Annotated in this window: 18 protein-coding genes; 11 read left to right on the forward strand and 7 right to left on the reverse strand. The window is 76.4% G+C overall.

Annotated features, from left to right (window positions below):
- Positions 1–365: 365 nt before the first annotated feature.
- The 3 genes from Q0789_RS07745 (at position 366) to Q0789_RS07755 (ending at position 2,949) form a co-directional block, all read left to right on the forward strand.
- Positions 366–1,862: an HNH endonuclease signature motif containing protein gene (locus Q0789_RS07745; RefSeq protein WP_298803849.1), complete on the forward strand. Its 1,497-nt coding sequence runs from the start codon at positions 366–368 to the stop codon at positions 1,860–1,862.
- Positions 1,863–2,147: 285 nt separating this feature from the next.
- Complete coding sequence (locus Q0789_RS07750) at positions 2,148–2,513, forward strand: hypothetical protein (RefSeq protein WP_298803853.1); 366 nt, start codon at positions 2,148–2,150, stop codon at positions 2,511–2,513.
- A 79-nt stretch (positions 2,514–2,592) separates the two neighbouring features.
- Positions 2,593–2,949, forward strand: a complete 357-nt coding sequence (locus Q0789_RS07755; protein ID WP_366917679.1) for a GntR family transcriptional regulator — start codon at positions 2,593–2,595, stop codon at positions 2,947–2,949.
- 327 nt (positions 2,950–3,276) lie between these two features.
- Here Q0789_RS07755 and Q0789_RS07760 read toward each other — a convergent pair whose 3' ends face one another.
- Positions 3,277–4,785, reverse strand: coding sequence for a leucyl aminopeptidase (locus tag Q0789_RS07760; RefSeq protein ID WP_298803857.1), 1,509 nt, complete (start codon positions 4,783–4,785; stop codon positions 3,277–3,279).
- A gap of 233 nt (positions 4,786–5,018) precedes the next feature.
- Between Q0789_RS07760 and gcvT the strand changes: the two genes are divergently transcribed.
- Positions 5,019–6,107, forward strand: coding sequence for a glycine cleavage system aminomethyltransferase GcvT (gene gcvT, locus Q0789_RS07765; protein WP_366917680.1), 1,089 nt, complete (start codon positions 5,019–5,021; stop codon positions 6,105–6,107).
- An 80-nt stretch (positions 6,108–6,187) separates the two neighbouring features.
- Here the strand turns inward: gcvT and Q0789_RS07770 are convergent, their stop codons facing one another.
- From Q0789_RS07770 to Q0789_RS07780, 3 genes are all read right to left on the reverse strand, one after another.
- Positions 6,188–6,904 carry a VIT family protein gene (locus tag Q0789_RS07770; protein WP_366917681.1) on the reverse strand — a complete coding sequence of 239 codons (717 nt, stop codon included), beginning with the start codon at positions 6,902–6,904 and terminating at the stop codon, positions 6,188–6,190.
- A gap of 167 nt (positions 6,905–7,071) precedes the next feature.
- Positions 7,072–7,863 (reverse strand): SCO2322 family protein, encoded by a 792-nt coding sequence (locus tag Q0789_RS07775; RefSeq protein ID WP_298803862.1) that lies wholly within the window; start codon positions 7,861–7,863, stop codon positions 7,072–7,074.
- An 11-nt stretch (positions 7,864–7,874) separates the two neighbouring features.
- Positions 7,875–8,804 carry a YihY/virulence factor BrkB family protein gene (locus Q0789_RS07780; RefSeq protein WP_298803864.1) on the reverse strand — a complete coding sequence of 310 codons (930 nt, stop codon included), beginning with the start codon at positions 8,802–8,804 and terminating at the stop codon, positions 7,875–7,877.
- A 123-nt stretch (positions 8,805–8,927) separates the two neighbouring features.
- On the opposite strand from Q0789_RS07780, the gene Q0789_RS07785 reads away from it, so the two are divergent.
- Positions 8,928–9,620, forward strand: a complete 693-nt coding sequence (locus tag Q0789_RS07785) for a methyltransferase (RefSeq protein ID WP_298803866.1) — start codon at positions 8,928–8,930, stop codon at positions 9,618–9,620.
- Between the two features lie 12 nt (positions 9,621–9,632).
- Here the strand turns inward: Q0789_RS07785 and Q0789_RS07790 are convergent, their stop codons facing one another.
- Genes Q0789_RS07790 through Q0789_RS07800 form a run of 3 tightly spaced genes read right to left on the reverse strand, consistent with a single transcriptional unit; the run spans position 9,633 to position 11,441 of the window.
- Positions 9,633–10,427: a nitroreductase family protein gene (locus Q0789_RS07790; protein WP_298803868.1), complete on the reverse strand. Its 795-nt coding sequence runs from the start codon at positions 10,425–10,427 to the stop codon at positions 9,633–9,635.
- 2 nt (positions 10,428–10,429) lie between these two features.
- A complete protein-coding gene (locus Q0789_RS07795) occupies positions 10,430–10,852 on the reverse strand; it encodes a hypothetical protein (protein WP_298803870.1) in 423 nt (140 codons plus the stop codon).
- Between the two features lie 10 nt (positions 10,853–10,862).
- The gene (locus tag Q0789_RS07800; protein WP_298803873.1) at positions 10,863–11,441 is read right to left on the reverse strand and encodes a DUF3043 domain-containing protein; all 579 of its coding nucleotides are present in this window, start codon (positions 11,439–11,441) and stop codon (positions 10,863–10,865) included.
- Between the two features lie 216 nt (positions 11,442–11,657).
- Between Q0789_RS07800 and Q0789_RS07805 the strand changes: the two genes are divergently transcribed.
- From Q0789_RS07805 to Q0789_RS07830, 6 genes are all read left to right on the forward strand, one after another.
- Positions 11,658–13,031 (forward strand): M20/M25/M40 family metallo-hydrolase, encoded by a 1,374-nt coding sequence (locus Q0789_RS07805; RefSeq protein ID WP_298803875.1) that lies wholly within the window; start codon positions 11,658–11,660, stop codon positions 13,029–13,031.
- A gap of 168 nt (positions 13,032–13,199) precedes the next feature.
- Positions 13,200–13,586 (forward strand): iron-sulfur cluster assembly accessory protein, encoded by a 387-nt coding sequence (locus Q0789_RS07810; protein ID WP_171204364.1) that lies wholly within the window; start codon positions 13,200–13,202, stop codon positions 13,584–13,586.
- 315 nt (positions 13,587–13,901) lie between these two features.
- Positions 13,902–14,555, forward strand: a complete 654-nt coding sequence (gene aat, locus Q0789_RS07815; protein WP_298803877.1) for a leucyl/phenylalanyl-tRNA--protein transferase — start codon at positions 13,902–13,904, stop codon at positions 14,553–14,555.
- Between the two features lie 202 nt (positions 14,556–14,757).
- The gene (gene coxB, locus Q0789_RS07820; RefSeq protein WP_298803879.1) at positions 14,758–15,642 is read left to right on the forward strand and encodes a cytochrome c oxidase subunit II; all 885 of its coding nucleotides are present in this window, start codon (positions 14,758–14,760) and stop codon (positions 15,640–15,642) included.
- A complete protein-coding gene (gene ctaD, locus Q0789_RS07825; RefSeq protein ID WP_298803881.1) occupies positions 15,639–17,408 on the forward strand; it encodes a cytochrome c oxidase subunit I in 1,770 nt (589 codons plus the stop codon). The genes coxB and ctaD overlap by 4 nt, the downstream gene beginning before the upstream one ends.
- The gene (locus tag Q0789_RS07830) at positions 17,405–17,803 is read left to right on the forward strand and encodes a cytochrome c oxidase subunit 4 (protein ID WP_298803883.1); all 399 of its coding nucleotides are present in this window, start codon (positions 17,405–17,407) and stop codon (positions 17,801–17,803) included. The genes ctaD and Q0789_RS07830 overlap by 4 nt, the downstream gene beginning before the upstream one ends.
- Positions 17,804–18,032: the final 229 nt, after the last annotated feature.

Genomic DNA, 18,032 nt, shown 5'->3' on the forward strand with positions numbered 1-18,032 from the left:
CTACCCCGGGCGAGCGCGGCAACCGGACGCGGCCGGGGCCCGCGGGGCGGTGGCGGGACCACGGGGACCACCGCGTGGGTCGCCCCCCACCTACGTCCGTCGAGCACGTGTTCGAGCCGCTGTCGGTGGTCGCGCCTACGGTCGTGGGTGTGGAGGACGAGGCGGTGCCGGAGGCGGGGGTGCCCGGCGCCGTGCCGGGCGCTTCTCCCTCCGAGGTCGTGCCCGGTGACGAGAACGTTGGTGCCGCGTCGCCTGCTGTCTCCTCCGGCGTGGTGGCAGGTGCTGAGGCGGTGCCGGCGCTGTTCGCGTTGCGGTCGGCTCTGGCGGCGGGGCGTGCGGCGGTGGCTGGGTTGGGGGTGTGGTCGGTGGCTACGGCGGACCTGCGGGCGGTGCTGTCCGAGCTTGAGGCCTTGGTGCGCGTCTCCCAGGCCGCGCAGGTGGTGGTGCTGGGGGAGGTCGCGGCCCGGGGTGAGGCGCTGGTGCCGGGCGGTCTGACGCCGGGCGAGCGGGCCGTCCTCGCGCGGTCGCGGGCGGGGGACGGGCGCGGTGAGCTCGCGGGGGTGCTGGGGGTGCACCCCGCGACCGCAGCCCGCCGGCAGGCCACCGTCGCCTACGTCACCGGTTCCGGGCTGCCCGCCCAGCGGGTCGCCCGCACGGGCGGGCGCGGCGCCGGGCTGGGGGAGGGCACCGCGACGGGCGCCGCGCTGGCCGCGGGGCTCCTCAGCGCTGAGGCCGCGGACGTCGTCGCGGGGACGGTGCTGGACCTGCCCGAGCACTACGGGCCGGCAGGACGCGCGGCGGTGGAGCGGGTGCTCCTCGCCCACGCCCCCGAGGTGCCGTTGACGGTGCTGCGCCACCACGCGGCGGGGTTGCTGGCCCGCGCCGAGCTGTCCGAGGCCGGCGACGACGCCCCGGTCGAGGGCGGTGACCTGCTGGGGCGGCGGGAGGAGCGCGCGCACCGGCGCCGGGAGCTGTACTGCTCGCCGGACCTGCACGGCACGTGGCACGTGCGGGGGCGCCTGGCCCCCGAGGCCGGCGCGACCCTCATGACCGCGCTGGAGGCCCTCGCTGCCCCGGAGCCGTCCGGACAGCACGGCCCGGACCTGCGTTCCGCGGCGCAGCGCCGCGCCGACGCCCTCGTGGCCCTGGCCGACAAGACCCTGTCGGCCCCGCCGGGCAGCCCCACCGGAGTCCCCTCCGAGGGCGGTGCCCGGGCCCGGGTGGTCGTGACGATGGACCTGCCCGCCCTCACCGGCGCCGTGGCCGGGGCGGGTCTGCTGGCTGACGACGCCCCGCTGTCGGCCGGTGCGGTGCGCCGGTTGGCGTGCGACGCCGAGGTCGTGCCTGCGGTCTTGGGCTCCCGCTCCGAGCCGTTGGACGTGGGCCGGGCCGCCTACACCGTCACACCCGCCCAGCGCCGCGCCCTCGCGATCCGCGACCGCGGGTGCATCGCTCCGGACTGCGACGCCCCCGTGAGCAGGACCCAGGCCCACCACGTCGTGCACTGGGCCGACGGCGGCCCCACGGACCTGTCCAACCTGGCCCTGGTGTGCGGGCACGACCACCGGCGCGTCCACACCGGCGCCCTCGTCGCCCACCTCGTCGACGGACGCCCCGTCATCACCCGCGCCGGCGACCCACCACCGGCCACCGCGCCCCCACCCTGGCGGGCGCGCCTGGAAGACCTCGCCCACGAGCTGACCGACGAGCTCCACCACCCCGACGGCACCTGCGCCGCCGACGAGTCCGAGCCCGGTCCCTCCGTCGAGCCCGGGGGTGCCGGTCCTGGCCGCCGACCCGGCCGTGATGGCGGCCTCGTGGACGACGGGTCACCGAGCGGCGACGACGGCGACGACCCCTGACCCCGGCGTGCGCCGTGCCTGTTCTCGGCGGCGTGGGTCCCCGCCCGCGGTCGCTGGTGCCCGCGGTCGCTGTTGCCGTCGGAGGCCGGTGCCCTCGGAGCCCGGTCCCTGCGAGGGGGGCCATGACCCCGGCGTCTCGTGCCGGACGGCCCCGCGCGCGCGTCGATCGGCCCGGCGCCGCCGTCGGTGGTCGGGAGGGCGACCCGCACCGGGCGCCCAGGCGGCACGGCTACCGTGGTGAGCTCGGCGGGGGCCTGCCTCGCACGGCGCACGGAGGAGGACGGCATGGCGTGGTGGTCGCGGCTCCTCGGCCGGGGCGGCGCAGCGTCGCCGGGGTCGGCGGCGGGCGCGCCGTCACCGCGCGCGGAGCGCGGTGAGTCCTCGGCGCACATGGCCGAGTTCGCGCGCACCCGCGTGGGCGTCGAGGCCTACCTCGAGCCGGCGACCAACGACACCGGACTGACGCTGCTCCTCATCGCCACCGACGGCGAGTGGACGCGGCGTCGGGTGCCCGACGTGAGGACGGCCCGGCAGTTCGCCCAGGACCTGGCCATGCCCTTCTACGACGTCAACTTCACCGGCTACCCGCAGCGCATGCGCGACTACAACGCGCGCCAGCGGGCGGAGGAGAAGGCCCGGCGCCGACGGTGAGGGGTCTCCCGCCCGCGGCGTCCCCGGGCGCCGGCGGCGCGCGACCTGTCGTGGTCTCGGCTCGGCGGGCGCGACCGTGATCGCCTTCCGCGTCGACGAGGGCTCGGGCGTGCCGCCGTACGAGCAGCTGCGGGCGCAGGTCGTGGAGGCCGTCGGCGCGGGTGACCTCGCGCCGGGGGAGAGGCTGCCGCCGGTGCGGCGCCTCGCCGAGGAGCTGGGCGTCGCGCCGGGCACCGTCGCGCGGACGTACAAGGAGCTCGAGGCCGACGGCGTCGTGGAGACCCGTGGCCGCGCCGGGACCGTGGTCGCCGCGGGCACGGACGCCGAGGCGCAGGCCGTCGCGGCCGCGACCGAGTACGCCGAGCGGGTCCGGCGCCTCGGCGTCGACGGCGACCGCGCGCTGGCGCTCGTCCGCGCAGCCCTCGGTCCTCGCTGACGCACCGCCTCCCGCCGCCGCCGAGGTCCTCTCGCCCTGAGGGGTCCTTCGACCTGACGGGCCCTTCGACCTGACGGTTCCTTCGGCGCCGCGGGTGCCATCAGGCCCGAGCCCCTCACGCGTTGGCCCTCACGCACGGGTCCTCACGCACGGGCCCACGACGCGGCGGACGCGGTCGCACGACGTCAGCACCACGAGCCGGGCCTACGAGCATCGAGCACGGGGAGCACGTCGGGCCGCAGGTCCACCCTCAGCGGTGGTCCTGCGGCCCGTCGTCGGCGCGGAAGACGCCCCAGCGTCGCGCGGTGGCGGCGGCGGGGGCGGGTGTCAGCGCTTGCCGGCGTCCTCGAGCACCTGCACGAGCGTGCGCACGGCCACGCCGGTGCCGCCCTTGCCGGTGTAGCCCCACGGCTTGCCCTCGTTGAAGGCGGGCCCAGCGATGTCGAGGTGCGCCCAGGGGATGCGGGGGCTGCCCTCGCCGCCCGTGCGGCCCACGAACTCCCGCAGGAAGAGACCGGCGACGAGCATGCCGCCGTAGCGCTCGCCCATGTTGGCGATGTCGGCCACCGGCGAGTCCAGGCTCGCGCGCAGCTCCTCCGGCAGCGGCATGGGCCAGAACTGCTCGCCCGAGCGCTCGGCGGCCGCGACGACGCGCTGGCCCACCTGCGGGTCGTCGGCCATGACGGCGGAGACCCGGCTGCCGAGGGCCACCATCTGGGCGCCGGTGAGGGTGGCGACGTCGAGGATGAGGTCGGGCTGCTGCTCGCTCGCGGAGACGAGGCCGTCGGCCAGCACGAGGCGGCCCTCGGCGTCGGTGTTGAGCACCTCGACGGTGCGGCCGCCGTACGTCGTGATGACGTCGGAGGGACGCATGGCGCCCCCGCCGGGCATGTTCTCGGCGAGGCAGAGCCAGGCGGTGACCTCGACGGGGAGCTTGAGGCGCGCGGCGGCGACGACGGCCTGCAGCACGGCGGCGGCGCCGCCCATGTCGCACTTCATCGTCTCCATCGACGCGGCGGGCTTGATGGACAGGCCGCCCGAGTCGAAGGTGATGCCCTTGCCGACGAGCGCGACCTTCGCGGCGGCGCCCCGCGGCGACCACGTGACGCTGACGAGCCGCGGCCCGCGCGCCGAGCCCTTGCCGACGCCCGTGAGGCCGCCGTAGCCGCCCTTGGCGAGCGCGACGTCGTCGAGCACCTTGACCTTGAGGCCGTGCTCCTTGCCCGCGGCGACGGCGACGTCCGCGAAGGACTCGGGGTAGAGGTCGACCGGCGGGGCGTTGACGAGGTCGCGGGCGGCGGCGACGGCGTCGGCGAGGACGCGCGCGCGCTCGACGCCGACCTTGAGCTCCTTGTCGCGCGGCGACGTCGTCAGCAGCGCGACCTCGGCGACGGGGGCCTTCTGCGCGGCAGCGGTGCGCTCCTTGTACGGCGAGTAGGCGTAGGCGCCGAGGAGGGCGCCCTCGACGGCCGCGACGGCGTCCTCGACGTCGGCCGCGGGCAGCCCGAGCGCGAGCACCTGCAGGCCCGCGCACGCGCGGGCGGCGGCGCCGGCGGCGCGGCGCAGCGCCTCACGGCCCGGGCGGTCGCCCGTGGTGCGGCCGACGCCGGCGAGGACCAGCACGCCGGCGGTGGCGCCGCCGGCCGAGGGCACCTTGACGACCTCGTCCGCCGCGCCCGTGACGCCGAGGGAGCCCAGGGCCCCGGGGAGCCACCGCAGGGCGCGCGGCAGGTCGGCGAGGAGGCGGGGGCCGTCGTCGGTGGCGGCGACGGCGAGGACGACGGCGTCGGCCGGCGCCGACGCCACGTCCTTGTTCACGAGGTTCACGGAAGTCATCTGGGCAGGCTACCCACGCACCCACGACCCGCGACCGGCGCGGACCGCCGTCGGAGGCCGCCGTCGCCGCGGGCCTGGCTAGGGTCGCCCGGGTGACCACGGGAGCAGGAGCCACGCACGACGACCCCCGCGACGCGAGCCGGGCGGGGACGGCGCAGTCCGCCGCCGCCGCGGAGGCCGAGGCCCCGGTGGTGCGCGAGGAGGCCGCCGACGACCTCGCCCCGGGCGGGGCCCTGCGGGGCCCGCTGCACGACCGCCACGTCGCCGCGGGGGCGAAGATGGCCGACTTCGGCGGCTGGTCCATGCCGCTGGAGCACGCCGGCGGCGGCGTCGTCGCCGAGCACCGGGCCGTCCGCGAGGCCGTGGGCCTCTTCGACGTCAGCCACCTCGGCAAGGTGCGGGTGCGCGGGCGCGGTGCGGCGGCCTTCGTGGACTCCTGCCTCACCAACGACCTGGGGCGCATCGCCCCCGGCCGCGCGCAGTACAGCCTGTGCTGCGCCGAGGACGGCGGGGTCGTCGACGACCTCATCGCCTACCTGCGCGGCGACGACGAGGTCTTCACGGTCCCGAACGCGGCCAACGCCGGCGAGGTGGCGGAGCGCCTGCGGGGCGCTGCGCCGGAGGGCGTCGAGGTCCTCGACGAGCACCGCGAGCACGCCGTCCTCGCCGTCCAGGGCCCGGAGGCCGACGGCGTCCTGCACGCCCTCGGCCTGCCCGTGGGCGCCGACTACATGGGCTGGGTCGACGCCTCGTGGCGCGGCCGGCCCGTCGTCGTCTGCCGGACCGGCTACACGGGGGAGCGCGGCTACGAGCTGCTGCCGCGGTGGGAGGACGCGGGCGAGCTGTGGGACGCCGCCCTCGAGCAGGTCCGCGCCCGCGACGGGCGAGCCTGCGGCCTCGGCGCCCGGGACACGCTGCGCACCGAGATGGGGTACGCGCTCCACGGCCACGAGCTGACGCGCGACATCACCCCCGTGCAGGCGCGCGTCGGCTGGGCGGTCGGGTGGGGCAAGCCCGCCTTCTGGGGGCGCGACGCCCTCCTCGCCGAGCGGGAGGCCGGCCCCGCCCGCCGCTCGTGGGGGCTCCTCGCGCAGGGCCGCGGCGTGCTCCGCGCCGGCCTCGCGGTCGAGGACTCGGAGGGCCGCCGCGTCGGCACCACGACGTCGGGCACCTTCTCCCCGACCCTGGGGGCGGGCGTCGCCCTCGCGCTGCTCGACGCGGCGGTCGAGCGGGACGACCTCGTGGCCGTGGACGTGCGCGGCCGCGCCCTCGCCTGCCGCGTCGTGCGCCCGCCCTTCGTGCCCGACCGCACGCGGGCCTGACCAGGTCCTCCCGGCACCCGCGCCACCGGCCCGCGCCAGCAGCCCGCCACCACCGGCCCGGCCCCCGGTGGGGCCCCGGGTCAGAGCCCGGCGGCCCCGCCGACGAGGCTGCCGACGGCGAAGGTCGCCGCCATCGCCAGGGCGCCGCCCACGAGCAGGCGCACGACGGCGGGCCGCACCGGCGAGGCGCCCAGGCGGGCGCTGACGGCGCCGGTGAGGGCCAGCGCCGCGAGGACGGCGAGGACGGTGACCGGCACCCGCAGCTCGGGCGGGGGCAGCAGCACGGCGAGGAGCGGCAGCAGGGCGCCGGTCGTGAACGCGACGGCGGAGGCGCCGGCCGCCTGCCACGGCCGGCTGAGCTCCTCCTCGTCGAGGCCCAGCTCGACGTCCAGGTGGGCCGCGACGGGGTCGTGCGCCGTCAGCTCCTCGGCGACCTGCCGCGCCGTCGCCGCCGACAGGCCCTTCTCCTCGTACAGCGACGCCAGCTCGGCCAGCTCCTCCTCGGGCTGGGTGGCGAGCTCCTGCCGCTCCTTCGCGATGAGCGCGGCCTCGCTGTCGCGCTGCGTGCTCACGCTGACGTACTCGCCGAGGGCCATCGACACCGCGCCGGCGACTAGCCCGGCGAGCCCGGCGGTGAGCAGCGGGCCGCGGTCGACCGTGGCCCCGGCGACGCCGACGACGAGGCCGGCGGTCGAGACGATGCCGTCGTTCGCGCCCAGCACCCCGGCGCGCAGCCAGCCCAGCCGCCCGGGGCCCCGTCCGTGCGGCTCGCCCTCGTGGGTCGCCGACGCCCGGATCCCGGCCGGGGCGACGACCTCGCCCGGCGACCGCTCGTCGACCTCGTCCACCGCTCGCTCTCCCGCTGCGTCCACGGGGAGATGCTGCGCCCGGACCGGTCGCCGCGCAGCCGAGGTGAGGCTGCGCTTCGCCGTCGCGCGCGGCGCCCGGGACCGGTTGGTCTGGGTCAGGGAGCGCTGCGCCGCCGCCGCTGCAGCGCTCGTGCCGCACCGGCGGACAGGCCCGCGGCGAGCGCCAGCGCCACCGCGACGGCTCCCGCGAGGCCGGCCGGTCCGGCGAGGAGGGAGTCCGGCCCCGGGGCGTCCGCGGCGGCGCCGTCGGCCCCTGCGGCGGCCTGCGGAGCGGGGGCGCCGAGGGCCACGTCGACCGGTCCGTCGGCCGCGCGCGCCGCGTCGGGCAGCGGGACCGCGGGCTGGCAGACGTCGGCGGGGTAGGAGTCGAGGGCGCACAGCACGCCCGACTCGGCGCGCAGGGCGGCGACGTCGTCGAGGACGACCTCGCCGGAGGAGCCCTCCGGCACCTGAGCGCAGGCGCCACGCGCGGCGGGGGGCTCCTCCTGCGCCCCCGGGGGCGCGTCGACGGGCCGGCCGTAGTCGACGACGACGCCCACGCGCACCTGCCCCTCGACGGGTGCGACGTCCTGGCACAGCTCGGCGAAGGTCGGCCGGCCGCGCGGCGGCCGCGGCCGGGCGTCGGCCGGTGCGGTCACGAAGCGCCAGCCCTCGACGGTGCCGTCCTCGGCGGTCCGGGCGCTGGGGCCCACGGGGGCGAAGGCCCAGGCGCCGTCCTCGACGAGGAAGGAGCCCCAGTAGGCGACGGCCTCCGGTGCCGTGGCCGACGCCGCGGGCGCGACGGCGAGCAGGGCGGCGACGGCGGCGGCTCCTGCGGTGGTGCGTCGTGCCAGTGTCCTCAGCGCTCCTCGTCGGTGGGCTCCTCCTCGAGTGGGGCCCTCAGCCACGGTAGGCGCCGTCAGGCCACGTCCTGGCGAGCCCCCCGCTCGACCCCGGCCCGCACCGCCTCGAGCTGGGCCGCGACCGCGAGGCCGAGGTAGATGGCGACGGACGTCAGCTGGCCCCACAGCAGGAGCGCGACGACGACGGCCAGCGGCCCGTAGACGGTCGTGAAGCTCGACGACAGCTCGACGTACTCGACGACGCCCGCCGTCAGCGCCGACCAGAGGGCGAGGACGACGAGGCCCCCCAGCGCCAGCCACGACCAGCCGGGCTGCACCCGGCGGGGCCCGTGGCGGAACATGGCCGTCACCGAGGCCACGAGCAGCAGCGCGCCGAACGGCACGGCCACCGCCTGGACGACGTCGTCGTCACGGCCGTAGATCTCGTGCACGGCGTCGCCGGCCGGCCCGGAGCCGACGAGCAGGACGAAGCCCGCGAGCGCCGGCAGCCCCGCGACGACGGCCATGACCGCCGCGCGCGCGTACCGGCGCACGAAGGGGCGGTCGCGCTCGACGCCGTAGATGCGGTTGGCGCCGCGCTCGACCTGGGCCATCGCCGTCGTCAGCACGGCGAGGGCGGAGACGAGGCCGATCCACAGCGCCAGCCGCGCGCCGCCCGAGGAGGGATCCTCGTCCAGCGTCGCGGTCACGAGATCGCGCGAGACGCCGGGCGTGAGGGCGATGACGACGGCGCGCAGGACCTGCGCCACGTCCGGGCCGCTGACGGACCCGGCCAGCCCGACGAGCGCCACGACGAGCGGCAGGGCGGCGAGGCAGATCTGCAGCCCGAGGGCGCGCGAGTGGGAGAAGCCGTCGGCGTAGCGGAAGCGGCGGAAGGACTCCACCGCGAGGGACGGCCCGCAGCGCCGCAGCGTGTGCCACGCGTCGTCGGCCTCGAGCTCCTCCTCGTGCCGGGACGTCTCGGGCACGTGCGTGGCGCTGCTCACGCGGTGCAGCCTGGCACTTCCGGGCGACCTCTCGTGCCGCCCCCGCCCCCGTGCGCCTGGACCCCTCGGGCCATCGGCGGGCGCCCGAGGACCAGCCCCGCCGAGGCGGGCGAGGATGACCCGGTGACGCCGGAGGAGGTCGTGCGCGCCGAGGCCGCCCCGGCGCCCGTGCCGCTCGTGCCGGAGGTGGTGCTGCCCGTGGCCGCCGACGTCATGGCGGTGTGGCAGCGCGCGGAGGACCGCGCCGGCGCCCCGCAGCCACCGCCCTTCTGGGCCAGCCCGTGGGCGGGCGGCCAGGCCCTGGCGCGCACGGTGCTGGACCGGCCCGGCCTCGTGGCCGGGCGGCGGGTCGTCGACGTCGCCTGCGGGTCGGGCCTCGTGGCCGTGGCGGCGGCCCTCGCCGGCGCCGGCGACGTGCGCGCGCTCGACGTCGACCCGGCGGCGGTGGCCGCCGCCCGGTGGTCCGCCGCGCTCAACGGGGTCCACGTGGAGGTGCTGCTCGCCGACGCCCTGGCGGACGCCGGCCCGACCGGTCCGCTGGGCGGGGCGGAGGTGGTCCTCGTCGGCGACCTCTTCTACGAGCGCTCGACGGCGCTGCGGCTGCTGCCGGTGCTGCGGCGCCTGCGCGAGGGAGGCGCCGACGTCCTCGTCGGCGACCCCGGCCGCGCCCACCTGCCCCGCGCGGCCTTCGACGAGGTGGCGCGCCACGACGTGCCCGTCGTGGGAGGGCTGGAGGACCGCGCCGTCCGCTCCACGGCCGTGCTGCGCCCCCGGGGCCAGCTCCGGGTCGGAGCCGCCGGCGGCCGGGACCGGTAGGCCCCCGGTCGCTCAGGCCTCCGGCTCGTCGCTGAGCGGCGTCCGGCAGGTGCCGCGGTAGACGTACTGCGAGAGCCGCTTGCGCTGGCGGCTCGACCAGTCGATGCGCGGGCGGCGCGCCTCCTCGGGCACGTAGCCGAGGCGGTAGACGGCCATGAGCTCGAGGTCGTCCGGCACCGCCAGCATCTGCTGGATCTCGGCCCAGGCCTCGGGCACCTCCATGGGGAAGGAGACGAACTGGATGCCCATGCCGAGCTGCACCGTCGTCAGCCAGATGTTCTCCACCGCGGCGCCCATGCCGAAGACGGAGTAGAAGCCGGAGAGCTCGCCCGGGCGGTACTCCTCCTTGTCGAGCAGCACGGCGAGCAGCAGCGGGGACCCGGCGACGAGCTGGCGGTTCTGCTCGGCGAGGGTCCGCGGCACCCGGAGCCGGTTCATCATCGCCTGGCCCGCGCCGGTGAAGACCGAGCGCGTGAAGGGGCGCAGGACCGCCGGCAGCTGGTCGATGAGCATCCCGTCGCGCCGCCGCTCCATCTCCTCCTCGGAGAAGCGGAAGTAGGGCTTGTACCGCTCGAAGAAGGTGCCGTTCGAGAGCATCCGCGCCATCGAGCTCGCGCTGATGTCGGCGACGCGCTCGATGACCTCGCGCTCCTCGACCAGGACGAAGCGCCAGGGCTGGCTGTTGAAGTGCGACGGCGCGGTGCCCGCGACCGTCACGAGCAGCCGCTGGTGCTCCTCCGAGACGGGGTCGGGCAGGAAGTGGCCGTTGGTCGTGCGGCGGTTGCGGACGACGTCGAGGAACTCCACGGTCAGCGCCTCCGGGGGGCGGTCGGGGTCCGGTCCGCGGCGCGCTCGGAGGCGGCCGCGCGCAGGGCGAGCAGGTAGGCGGGCGCGGCCGAGGCCGCCAGCAGGACGTGCCCGCGCGAGGGCGCCCGCACCCGGGGGAGGACGCCGAGGGGTACCAACGCCGGGGCGAGCAGGGGGGCGGTGCGGCTGCCGGCCGCCGCGCCGAGCGCGACGGCTCCCGCCGCACCGGCCACGACGACCCCGTAGAGGGCGTGGTGGACCCAGTGCACCCGTGAGGTGTCGACCAGGCGCAGCCCCACAGCCGTCCCGAGGGCGCAGTTGGCGGCGTAGAGGGCCGCGGCCGCACCGGCGCCGGTGCGGGCCAGCCGCCGCCCGGGGCGCCGGACGGGGGAGGGCGCGGGACGCCGGCCGGGGGAGCGGCTCACGGCGCCGCCCTCAGCGCGGCTGCTCGCCGTGGCGGACCTGCGGCTTGGGCAGCCGGCTGCGGCGGATCTGCAGCGCGCGCAGGACGCCGTAGCGGACCGTGCCCGCCGGGAGGTCGTCGCCGAAGCGCGCCGCGAGGCGCTTCTTGAGGTGCCGGTTGAGGAGGAAGGAGTCCACGACGACCGCGAGGACGACGAACCACAGGGCGAGCGTCGAGTACAGCCCCCACAGGGTGTTGACCGACTGCAGCGCGAACTGGAGCACGACGAGGCCCAGGGCCGCGAAGAGGAGGTACTCCCCGACGTTGCGGCGGGCGTCGACGAGGTCGCGGGTGTAGCGGCGGGCCGGGCCCTTGTCCCGGGCGGGCAGGTAGCGCTCGTCGCCCGTCTCCATCGCCGAGCGCGTGCGCAGGCGCTCGCTGCGCAGGCGCTCGCGGGAGGCCTTCGCGGCGGCCCTGCGGTCGGTGACGACGAGGGGGCGGCGGCGCGCCGCCTCGGCCTCGTGGCGCCGCGGCGTCGGGCGCCCCTTGCCGACCGCGGGCGGGGCGGTCTCCTCCACGGGGGGCGGCGAGGTCTTCCGGCGTCCGAGCACGGGGCGAGGATAGGTGCTCGCCGTGGTGGCTCCCGGCACCGCTGCCGGGGGCGAGCCCCGAGCTCGGGGGGCGGCGTCGGACCTCCTCGGTAGCGTCGCCGCATGGCCGACCCCCGCGCGCACGAGACCAGCCCGACGCCGACGACCAGCCCACTCCACCCGACTCGCCCGACCTGTGGGAGCGACGACGGGCGCGCGTCGGAGGCCGACCCGAGGGTGCCGGCGCTGCGCGAGCGCGTGCGGGGGCTGCTGCCCGCGGCGCGGGCGGACCTCGAGGCGCTCGTGCGCATCCCCGGGGTGTCCTCCTGGCCGGACGCCGCCGCGGCGCTGGACGAGAGCGCCGCCGTCGTCGCCGACCTCCTGCGGGGCGCCGGGATGCGGGAGGTGGAGGTGCTGCGGGCGCGGTGCGCCGACGGCTCGCCGGGCGCACCGGCCGTCCTGGCCCGCCGCCCCGCCCCCGCCGGGGCGCCCACGGTCCTCCTCTACGCCCACCACGACGTCCAGCCGCCCGGGCCCGCTGCGGCCTGGACGTCGCCGGCCTTCGAGCCGGCCGAGCGGGACGGCCGGCTCTACGGCCGCGGCACCGCCGACGACAAGGCCGGCGTCATGGCCCACGTGACGGCGCTGCGCGCCCTGCTGCCGGCCTGGGGGCCGCAGGAGGGGGTCGGCGTCGTCGTGCTCGTCGAGGGGGAGGAGGAGTCGGGGTCGCCCTCGCTGCCCGACCTGCTGGCGACCCACGGGGACCGGCTCGCCGCCGACGTCGTCGTGGTCGCCGACTCCGACAACTGGTCGGTGGACCGCCCGTCGCTGACGACGAGCCTGCGGGGCCTGCTCGAGCTCGAGGTGGGCGTGCGCACGCTCGACCACCCGCTGCACTCGGGCCTCTACGGCGGCCTGGTGCCGGACGCGACGACGGCGCTGACCGTGCTGCTGGCCCGGCTCTGGGACGACGAGGGCGACCTCGCCGTCGAAGGGCTCGTGCGCGGCGAGGCGGCCGACCTGCCCCGGACGGAGGAGGAGCTGCGCGCCGACGCCGGGGTGCTCGAGGGCGTCGCGCTGGTCGGCCGCGGGAGCCTGCTGGCGCGGACGTGGTCGCGGCCGTCCGCCACGGTCGTGGCGACGGACGCCACGCCGATGGCGGACGCGAGCAACACGCTGGCCGCGTCGGCGCGGGCCAAGCTGTCGGTCCGCCTGGCGCCCGGCCAGGACGTCGACGAGGCCGAGCGGCTCGTCACCGCCCACCTGGAGACCACCACGCCCTTCGGCGCGCACCTCGAGGTGCGGCGGCTCGGCTCCGGCCGCCCCTTCGACGGCGCGAGCGCCGGCGACGCCGCCGTCCTCGCGGCGGCGGACTGGGCCCTCACGACGGCCTGGGACGGCGCGACGGTGGCCCACCAGGGGATGGGGGGCTCGATCCCGGTGGTCGCGGAGCTGCTCGACGTCCTGCCCGGCGCCACCGTCCTCGTGACGGGCGTGGAGGACCCGGACACGCGGGCCCACGGGGTCGACGAGTCGCTGTCGCTGCGCGTGCTCGAGGGCGCCTGCACGGCCGAGGCCCTCCTGCTCGCCCGCCTCGCCGGCCAGGCGTAGCGGCACCCCGCCCGCGGCGTCGGGCGCCGCTCCTCCCGGCCCCGCGCGGCGGCGTCTACCCTCGGGTCGTCGGAACAGACCGGCGACCGGCGCCGTTGGCGCCCACGTACCCGCTCTCCCGAGAGCTCGACACCCCGGCGCCGCGGCGCCCGCAGTGCGGAGGCACACATGAGCACGCAGACCTCGGAGACCACGACGCCGACCGAGCCGGCCACGGCGCCCGCGAAGACCCACGGCGTCGAGCTGAGCACGCCCGCCGTCGAGAAGGTGCGCAGCCTCCTCGACCAGGAGGGCCGCGACGACCTGCGCCTGCGCGTGGCCGTGCAGCCGGGCGGCTGCTCCGGCCTCATCTACCAGCTCTACTTCGACGAGCGCACCCTCGACGGCGACGCCGTCCGCGACTACGACGGCGTCGAGGTCGTCGTGGACCGCATGAGCGTGCCCTACCTCGACGGCGCGACGATCGACTTCGCCGACACGATCGAGAAGCAGGGCTTCACGATCGACAACCCCAACGCCGGCAGCTCCTGCGCCTGCGGCGACTCCTTCAGCTGACGCGGCGCCCCCGCGTCCCGGCGCCGTCGCGCACGTGAGGGCACCCGCCGGCGCCGGCGGCACGACCAGGGCCGCCGTCCCTCCCCGGGACGGCGGCCCTCGTCGCGCCCGGGGTCGGAGGTGAGCCCCCGACCGGCCGGGACGCCGCGGCCGGGGCGCCCCCGGGCGGGCACGGGTCCTACGACGCCCGGGCCGGCGGTGAGCGGGCCAGCAACGAGGAGTCCGGCACCGGGCACGGGCGGTCCGCGGCTGCGGTCGGGCTGGGGACCCTCCCTGGCGGCGGCCCTCGCCGGCGCGGAGCCGGGGGAGGACCTCGTGGCGACGGGGGCCGACCTCGAGCCCGCCACCCTGCTCGACGCCTACGCCCTGGGCCTCTTCCCCATGGGGCTCGGCGGCGGCGGTCGCCGTCCGATCGGCTGGTGGTCCCCCGACCCCCGCGGGGTCCTCCCCCTCGACGGCTTCCGCGAGACCCGCTCCCTGCGCCGGTCGCGACGCTCTTTCACCACCTCGGTCGACGGGGCCTTCGCCGAGGTCGTGGACGGGTGCGCCGACCCCTCGCGTCCCGGCCGCTGGATCACGGCCGAGGTGCGCGAGGCGTACCTGCGCCTGCACCGGCTGGGCCACGCCCGCAGCGTCGAGGTCCGCGACGCCTCGGGGGCGCTGGTGGGCGGCGTCTACGGCGTCGTCGTCGGCGGGCTCTTCGCCGGGGAGTCGATGTTCTCGCGGGCGACCGACGCCTCGAAGGCCGCGCTCGCGGCGCTCGTCGAGCTCCTGCGCGACGACGGCGCCGGCGGCGCAGGCCGCCTGCTCGACGTCCAGTGGCGCACCGACCACCTCGCGTCCCTCGGCGTCGTGGAGATCTCCCGCGCCGCCTACCTGGCGCGGCTGGCGCGCGCCGTGGAGCTGCCGCCACCGCCCGGCCTCGCGGAGGGCGCCGGCGGGGCGAGCGGTCCTGCGGGCGGGGCCTGAGCCGCGGCTGACCTGCCCCCGGGCAGGGCCCGAGCCGGGGCCCGGGCCGGGGCGTCGACGGCCCTGCGGGGCGGGGGCGCGCCGCGGGCGCGAGCCCGCCTCACCCGTCGGGGGGGCGGGGGGTAGCCTTCGAGCCGTCAACACCCCGCTGCTCGTCGCCGTGCCCCGAGGGCCCGGCGCCGACGGACCCGGAAGGCCGACAGTGCGCCCGACCGCCACGAAAAGCCCTCGCCGCAGGGCGCTCGCCCTGCTCGGCGGGACCGCCGCGACGGCCCTGCTCACGGCGGGGTGCTCCGCCCAGGAGCTCTCCACCGGGTGGCTCCCCAGCACGCGGGACACCACCGACGAGACCGGCCGCATCATCACGCTGTGGAACGGCTCCTGGATCGCCGCGCTCGCCGTCGGCGTGCTCGTCTGGGGCCTCACGCTGTGGGTGGTGGTCGCCTACCGCCGCCGCAAGGACGAGGTCGGCCTGCCGGCGCAGCTGCGCTACAACGTGCCGCTGGAGATCCTCTACACGGTCGTCCCGCTCATGATGGTGGGCGTCCTCTTCTACTACACCTACCGGGACCAGACCGAGATCGAGGCGCTGCCGGAGAACCCGGACGTCAACATCGGCGTCGTCGGCAAGCAGTGGGCCTGGGACTTCAACTACGCGGACGAGGACGTCTACGAGACCTCCACGCAGGTCGACCTCGACGAGCAGGGCAACCCGATCAGCGAGATCCCGACGCTGTACCTGCCCGTCGACCAGACGGTCGAGTTCACCCTCACCTCGCGCGACGTCATCCACTCGTTCTGGGTGCCGGGCTTCCTCTACAAGAAGGACATGATCCCGGGCCGGGAGAACGTCATCGCCCTGACGCCGCAGCAGACCGGCGTGTTCGAGGGCAAGTGCGCCGAGCTCTGCGGGCAGTACCACTCGGAGATGCTGTTCCGCGTCGCGGTCGTCGAGCAGGACGAGTTCGACGCGCAGATGGAGCGGCTGCGGGCGGCGGGCCAGACCGGCCAGCTCGGCAGCGACCTGGACAAGACGACTGCCGACGGCTCGGTCGAGCCCGTCGACGCCGCGGAGGGCGAGCGATGACCACCTACTACGAGGCGGCCGGTGCGGGGGAGGCCACGACCACCAGCACCCGCCAGTCGCTGGGCCGGGTCTCCGAGCGCACGCTCGGCCGCGCGGTCGTGTCCTGGATCACCTCCACCGACCACAAGACCATCGGCTACCTGTACCTGGTGACCTCGTTCTTCTGGTTCCTGGTGGCGGGGGTCATGGCGCTGATCATCCGCGCCGAGCTCTTCGAGCCGGGCATCCAGATCGTGCAGAACAAGGAGCAGTACAACCAGCTCTTCACGATGCACGGCACGATCATGCTGCTGATGTTCGCCACGCCGCTGTTCATCGGCTTCGGCAACGTCATCGTCCCGCTGCAGCTCGGGGCCCCCGACGTCGCCTTCCCGCGCCTCAACATGTTCGCCTTCTGGCTCTTCGCCTTCGGCGGCTTCATGGTCTTCCTCGGCTTCTTCGTGCCGGGCGGCGCGGCCTCCTTCGGCTGGTTCGCCTACGCACCCTTGAGCAGTCAGGTGTACTCACCCGGCGTCGGCGGGGACCTGTGGGTCTTCGGCCTCGCGCTCCAGGGCTTCGGCACCATCCTCGGTGGCGTCAACTTCATCACCACCATCATCTGCATGCGCGCCCCCGGCATGACGATGTTCCGGATGCCGCTGTTCACCTGGAACATCCTGCTGACGTCGGTGCTCGTCATCATGGCGTTCCCGCCCCTGGCCTCGGCGCTGCTGGCGCTGGGCGCCGACCGCCGGCTGGGCGCGCAGGTCTTCGAGGCCGAGAACGGCGGCGCCATCCTCTGGCAGCACCTGTTCTGGTTCTTCGGGCACCCCGAGGTCTACATCATCGCGCTGCCCTTCTTCGGGATCGTCACGGAGATCTTCCCGGTCTTCAGCCGCAAGCCGATCTTCGGGTACAAGGGCCTCGTCTTCGCGACGATCTCCATCGCCGGCCTGTCCGTCACCGTGTGGGCCCACCACATGTACGTCACCGGTGCGGTGCTGCTGCCCTTCTTCGCCTTCATGACGATGCTCATCGCGGTGCCCACCGGCGTGAAGTTCTTCAACTGGATCGGCACCATGTGGCGCGGGTCCATCACCTTCGAGACGCCGATGCTGTGGTCGATCGGCTTCCTCGTGACCTTCCTCTTCGGCGGCCTGACGGGCGTCATCCTGTCCAGCCCGCCGCTGACCTTCCACCTGTCCGACAGCTACTTCGTGGTGGCGCACTTCCACTACGTCGTCTTCGGCACCGTCGTCTTCGCGATGTTCGCCGGCTTCTACTTCTGGTGGCCCAAGTTCACCGGGACGATGCTCGACGAGAAGCTCGGCAAGATCCACTTCTGGCTGCTCTTCGTCGGCTTCCACGGCACCTTCCTCATCCAGCACTGGCTGGGGGTCATCGGGATGCCGCGCCGCTACGCCGACTACCTGGCGACCGACGGCTTCACCGGCATGAACCAGGTGTCGACGATCTTCTCGTTCATCCTCGGTGCCTCGATGCTGCCGTTCGCCTACAACGTCTACAAGACGTGGCGGACCGCGCCCCGCGTCGTCGTCGACGACCCCTGGGGCTACGCCCGTTCGCTCGAGTGGGCCACCTCGTGCCCGCCCCCGCGGCACAACTTCGTCGCCATCCCCCGGATCCGCTCGGAGTCGCCGGCGTTCGACCTCCACCACCCGGAGGTCGCCGCGGCCACGGCGACGACGCCCGACCGCACCACCCTCGACCGCCTGTACGGCGAGGCCGACCTCGCCGGTGAGCCGAAGGGGAAGAACAACGCATGAGCATCGAGACCAAGCTCTTCTTCAGCGGCGTCTTCGTCTTCGTCCCGGTCGGGATCATCTACGGCCTGTGGTCGCGGTGGGAGGCCGTCGGCACGACGGGGCTCTTCCTCACCGGCGGTCTCGCCGCCATGGTCGGCGGCTACCTCTGGCTGACCGCCCGGCGCATCGACCCCCGTCCGGAGGACGACCCGCAGGCGCACATCAGCGAGGCGGCCGGCGACCAGGGCTTCTTCAGCCCCTGGTCCTGGTGGCCCCTGCCGCTGGCCCTGTCGGCGTTCGTCATCTTCTTCGGCGTGGCCGTGGCCTGGTGGGTGGCGTACATCGGAGCCGCCATGGCCGCGCTCTCCCTCGTCGGCTTCGCCTTCGAGCACTACCGCGGTCGCTTCGCCCACTGACCCGGTACGGCCGCCCCGATCGCGCTCGGGATCGACGACGGCGCCCCACCGCACCTGCGGTGGGGCGCCGTCGTCGTCGCGACGGCTGTCCCCAGCGGCGGTCACCGGTCTCGCGGTCGGGTGGGGCGCGCAGCTCGCTGCCCGGCTCACCGGAGACCTCGTCGTCGGGCACCGGCGACCGCACGGCCCCGTGCGGCGACACGGTCCGCCGGCAGTGCGCAGCTCCGGG

It is taken from the genome of uncultured Pseudokineococcus sp. (assembly GCF_947499845.1).
Classification (GTDB): Bacteria; Actinomycetota; Actinomycetes; order Actinomycetales; family Quadrisphaeraceae; genus Pseudokineococcus.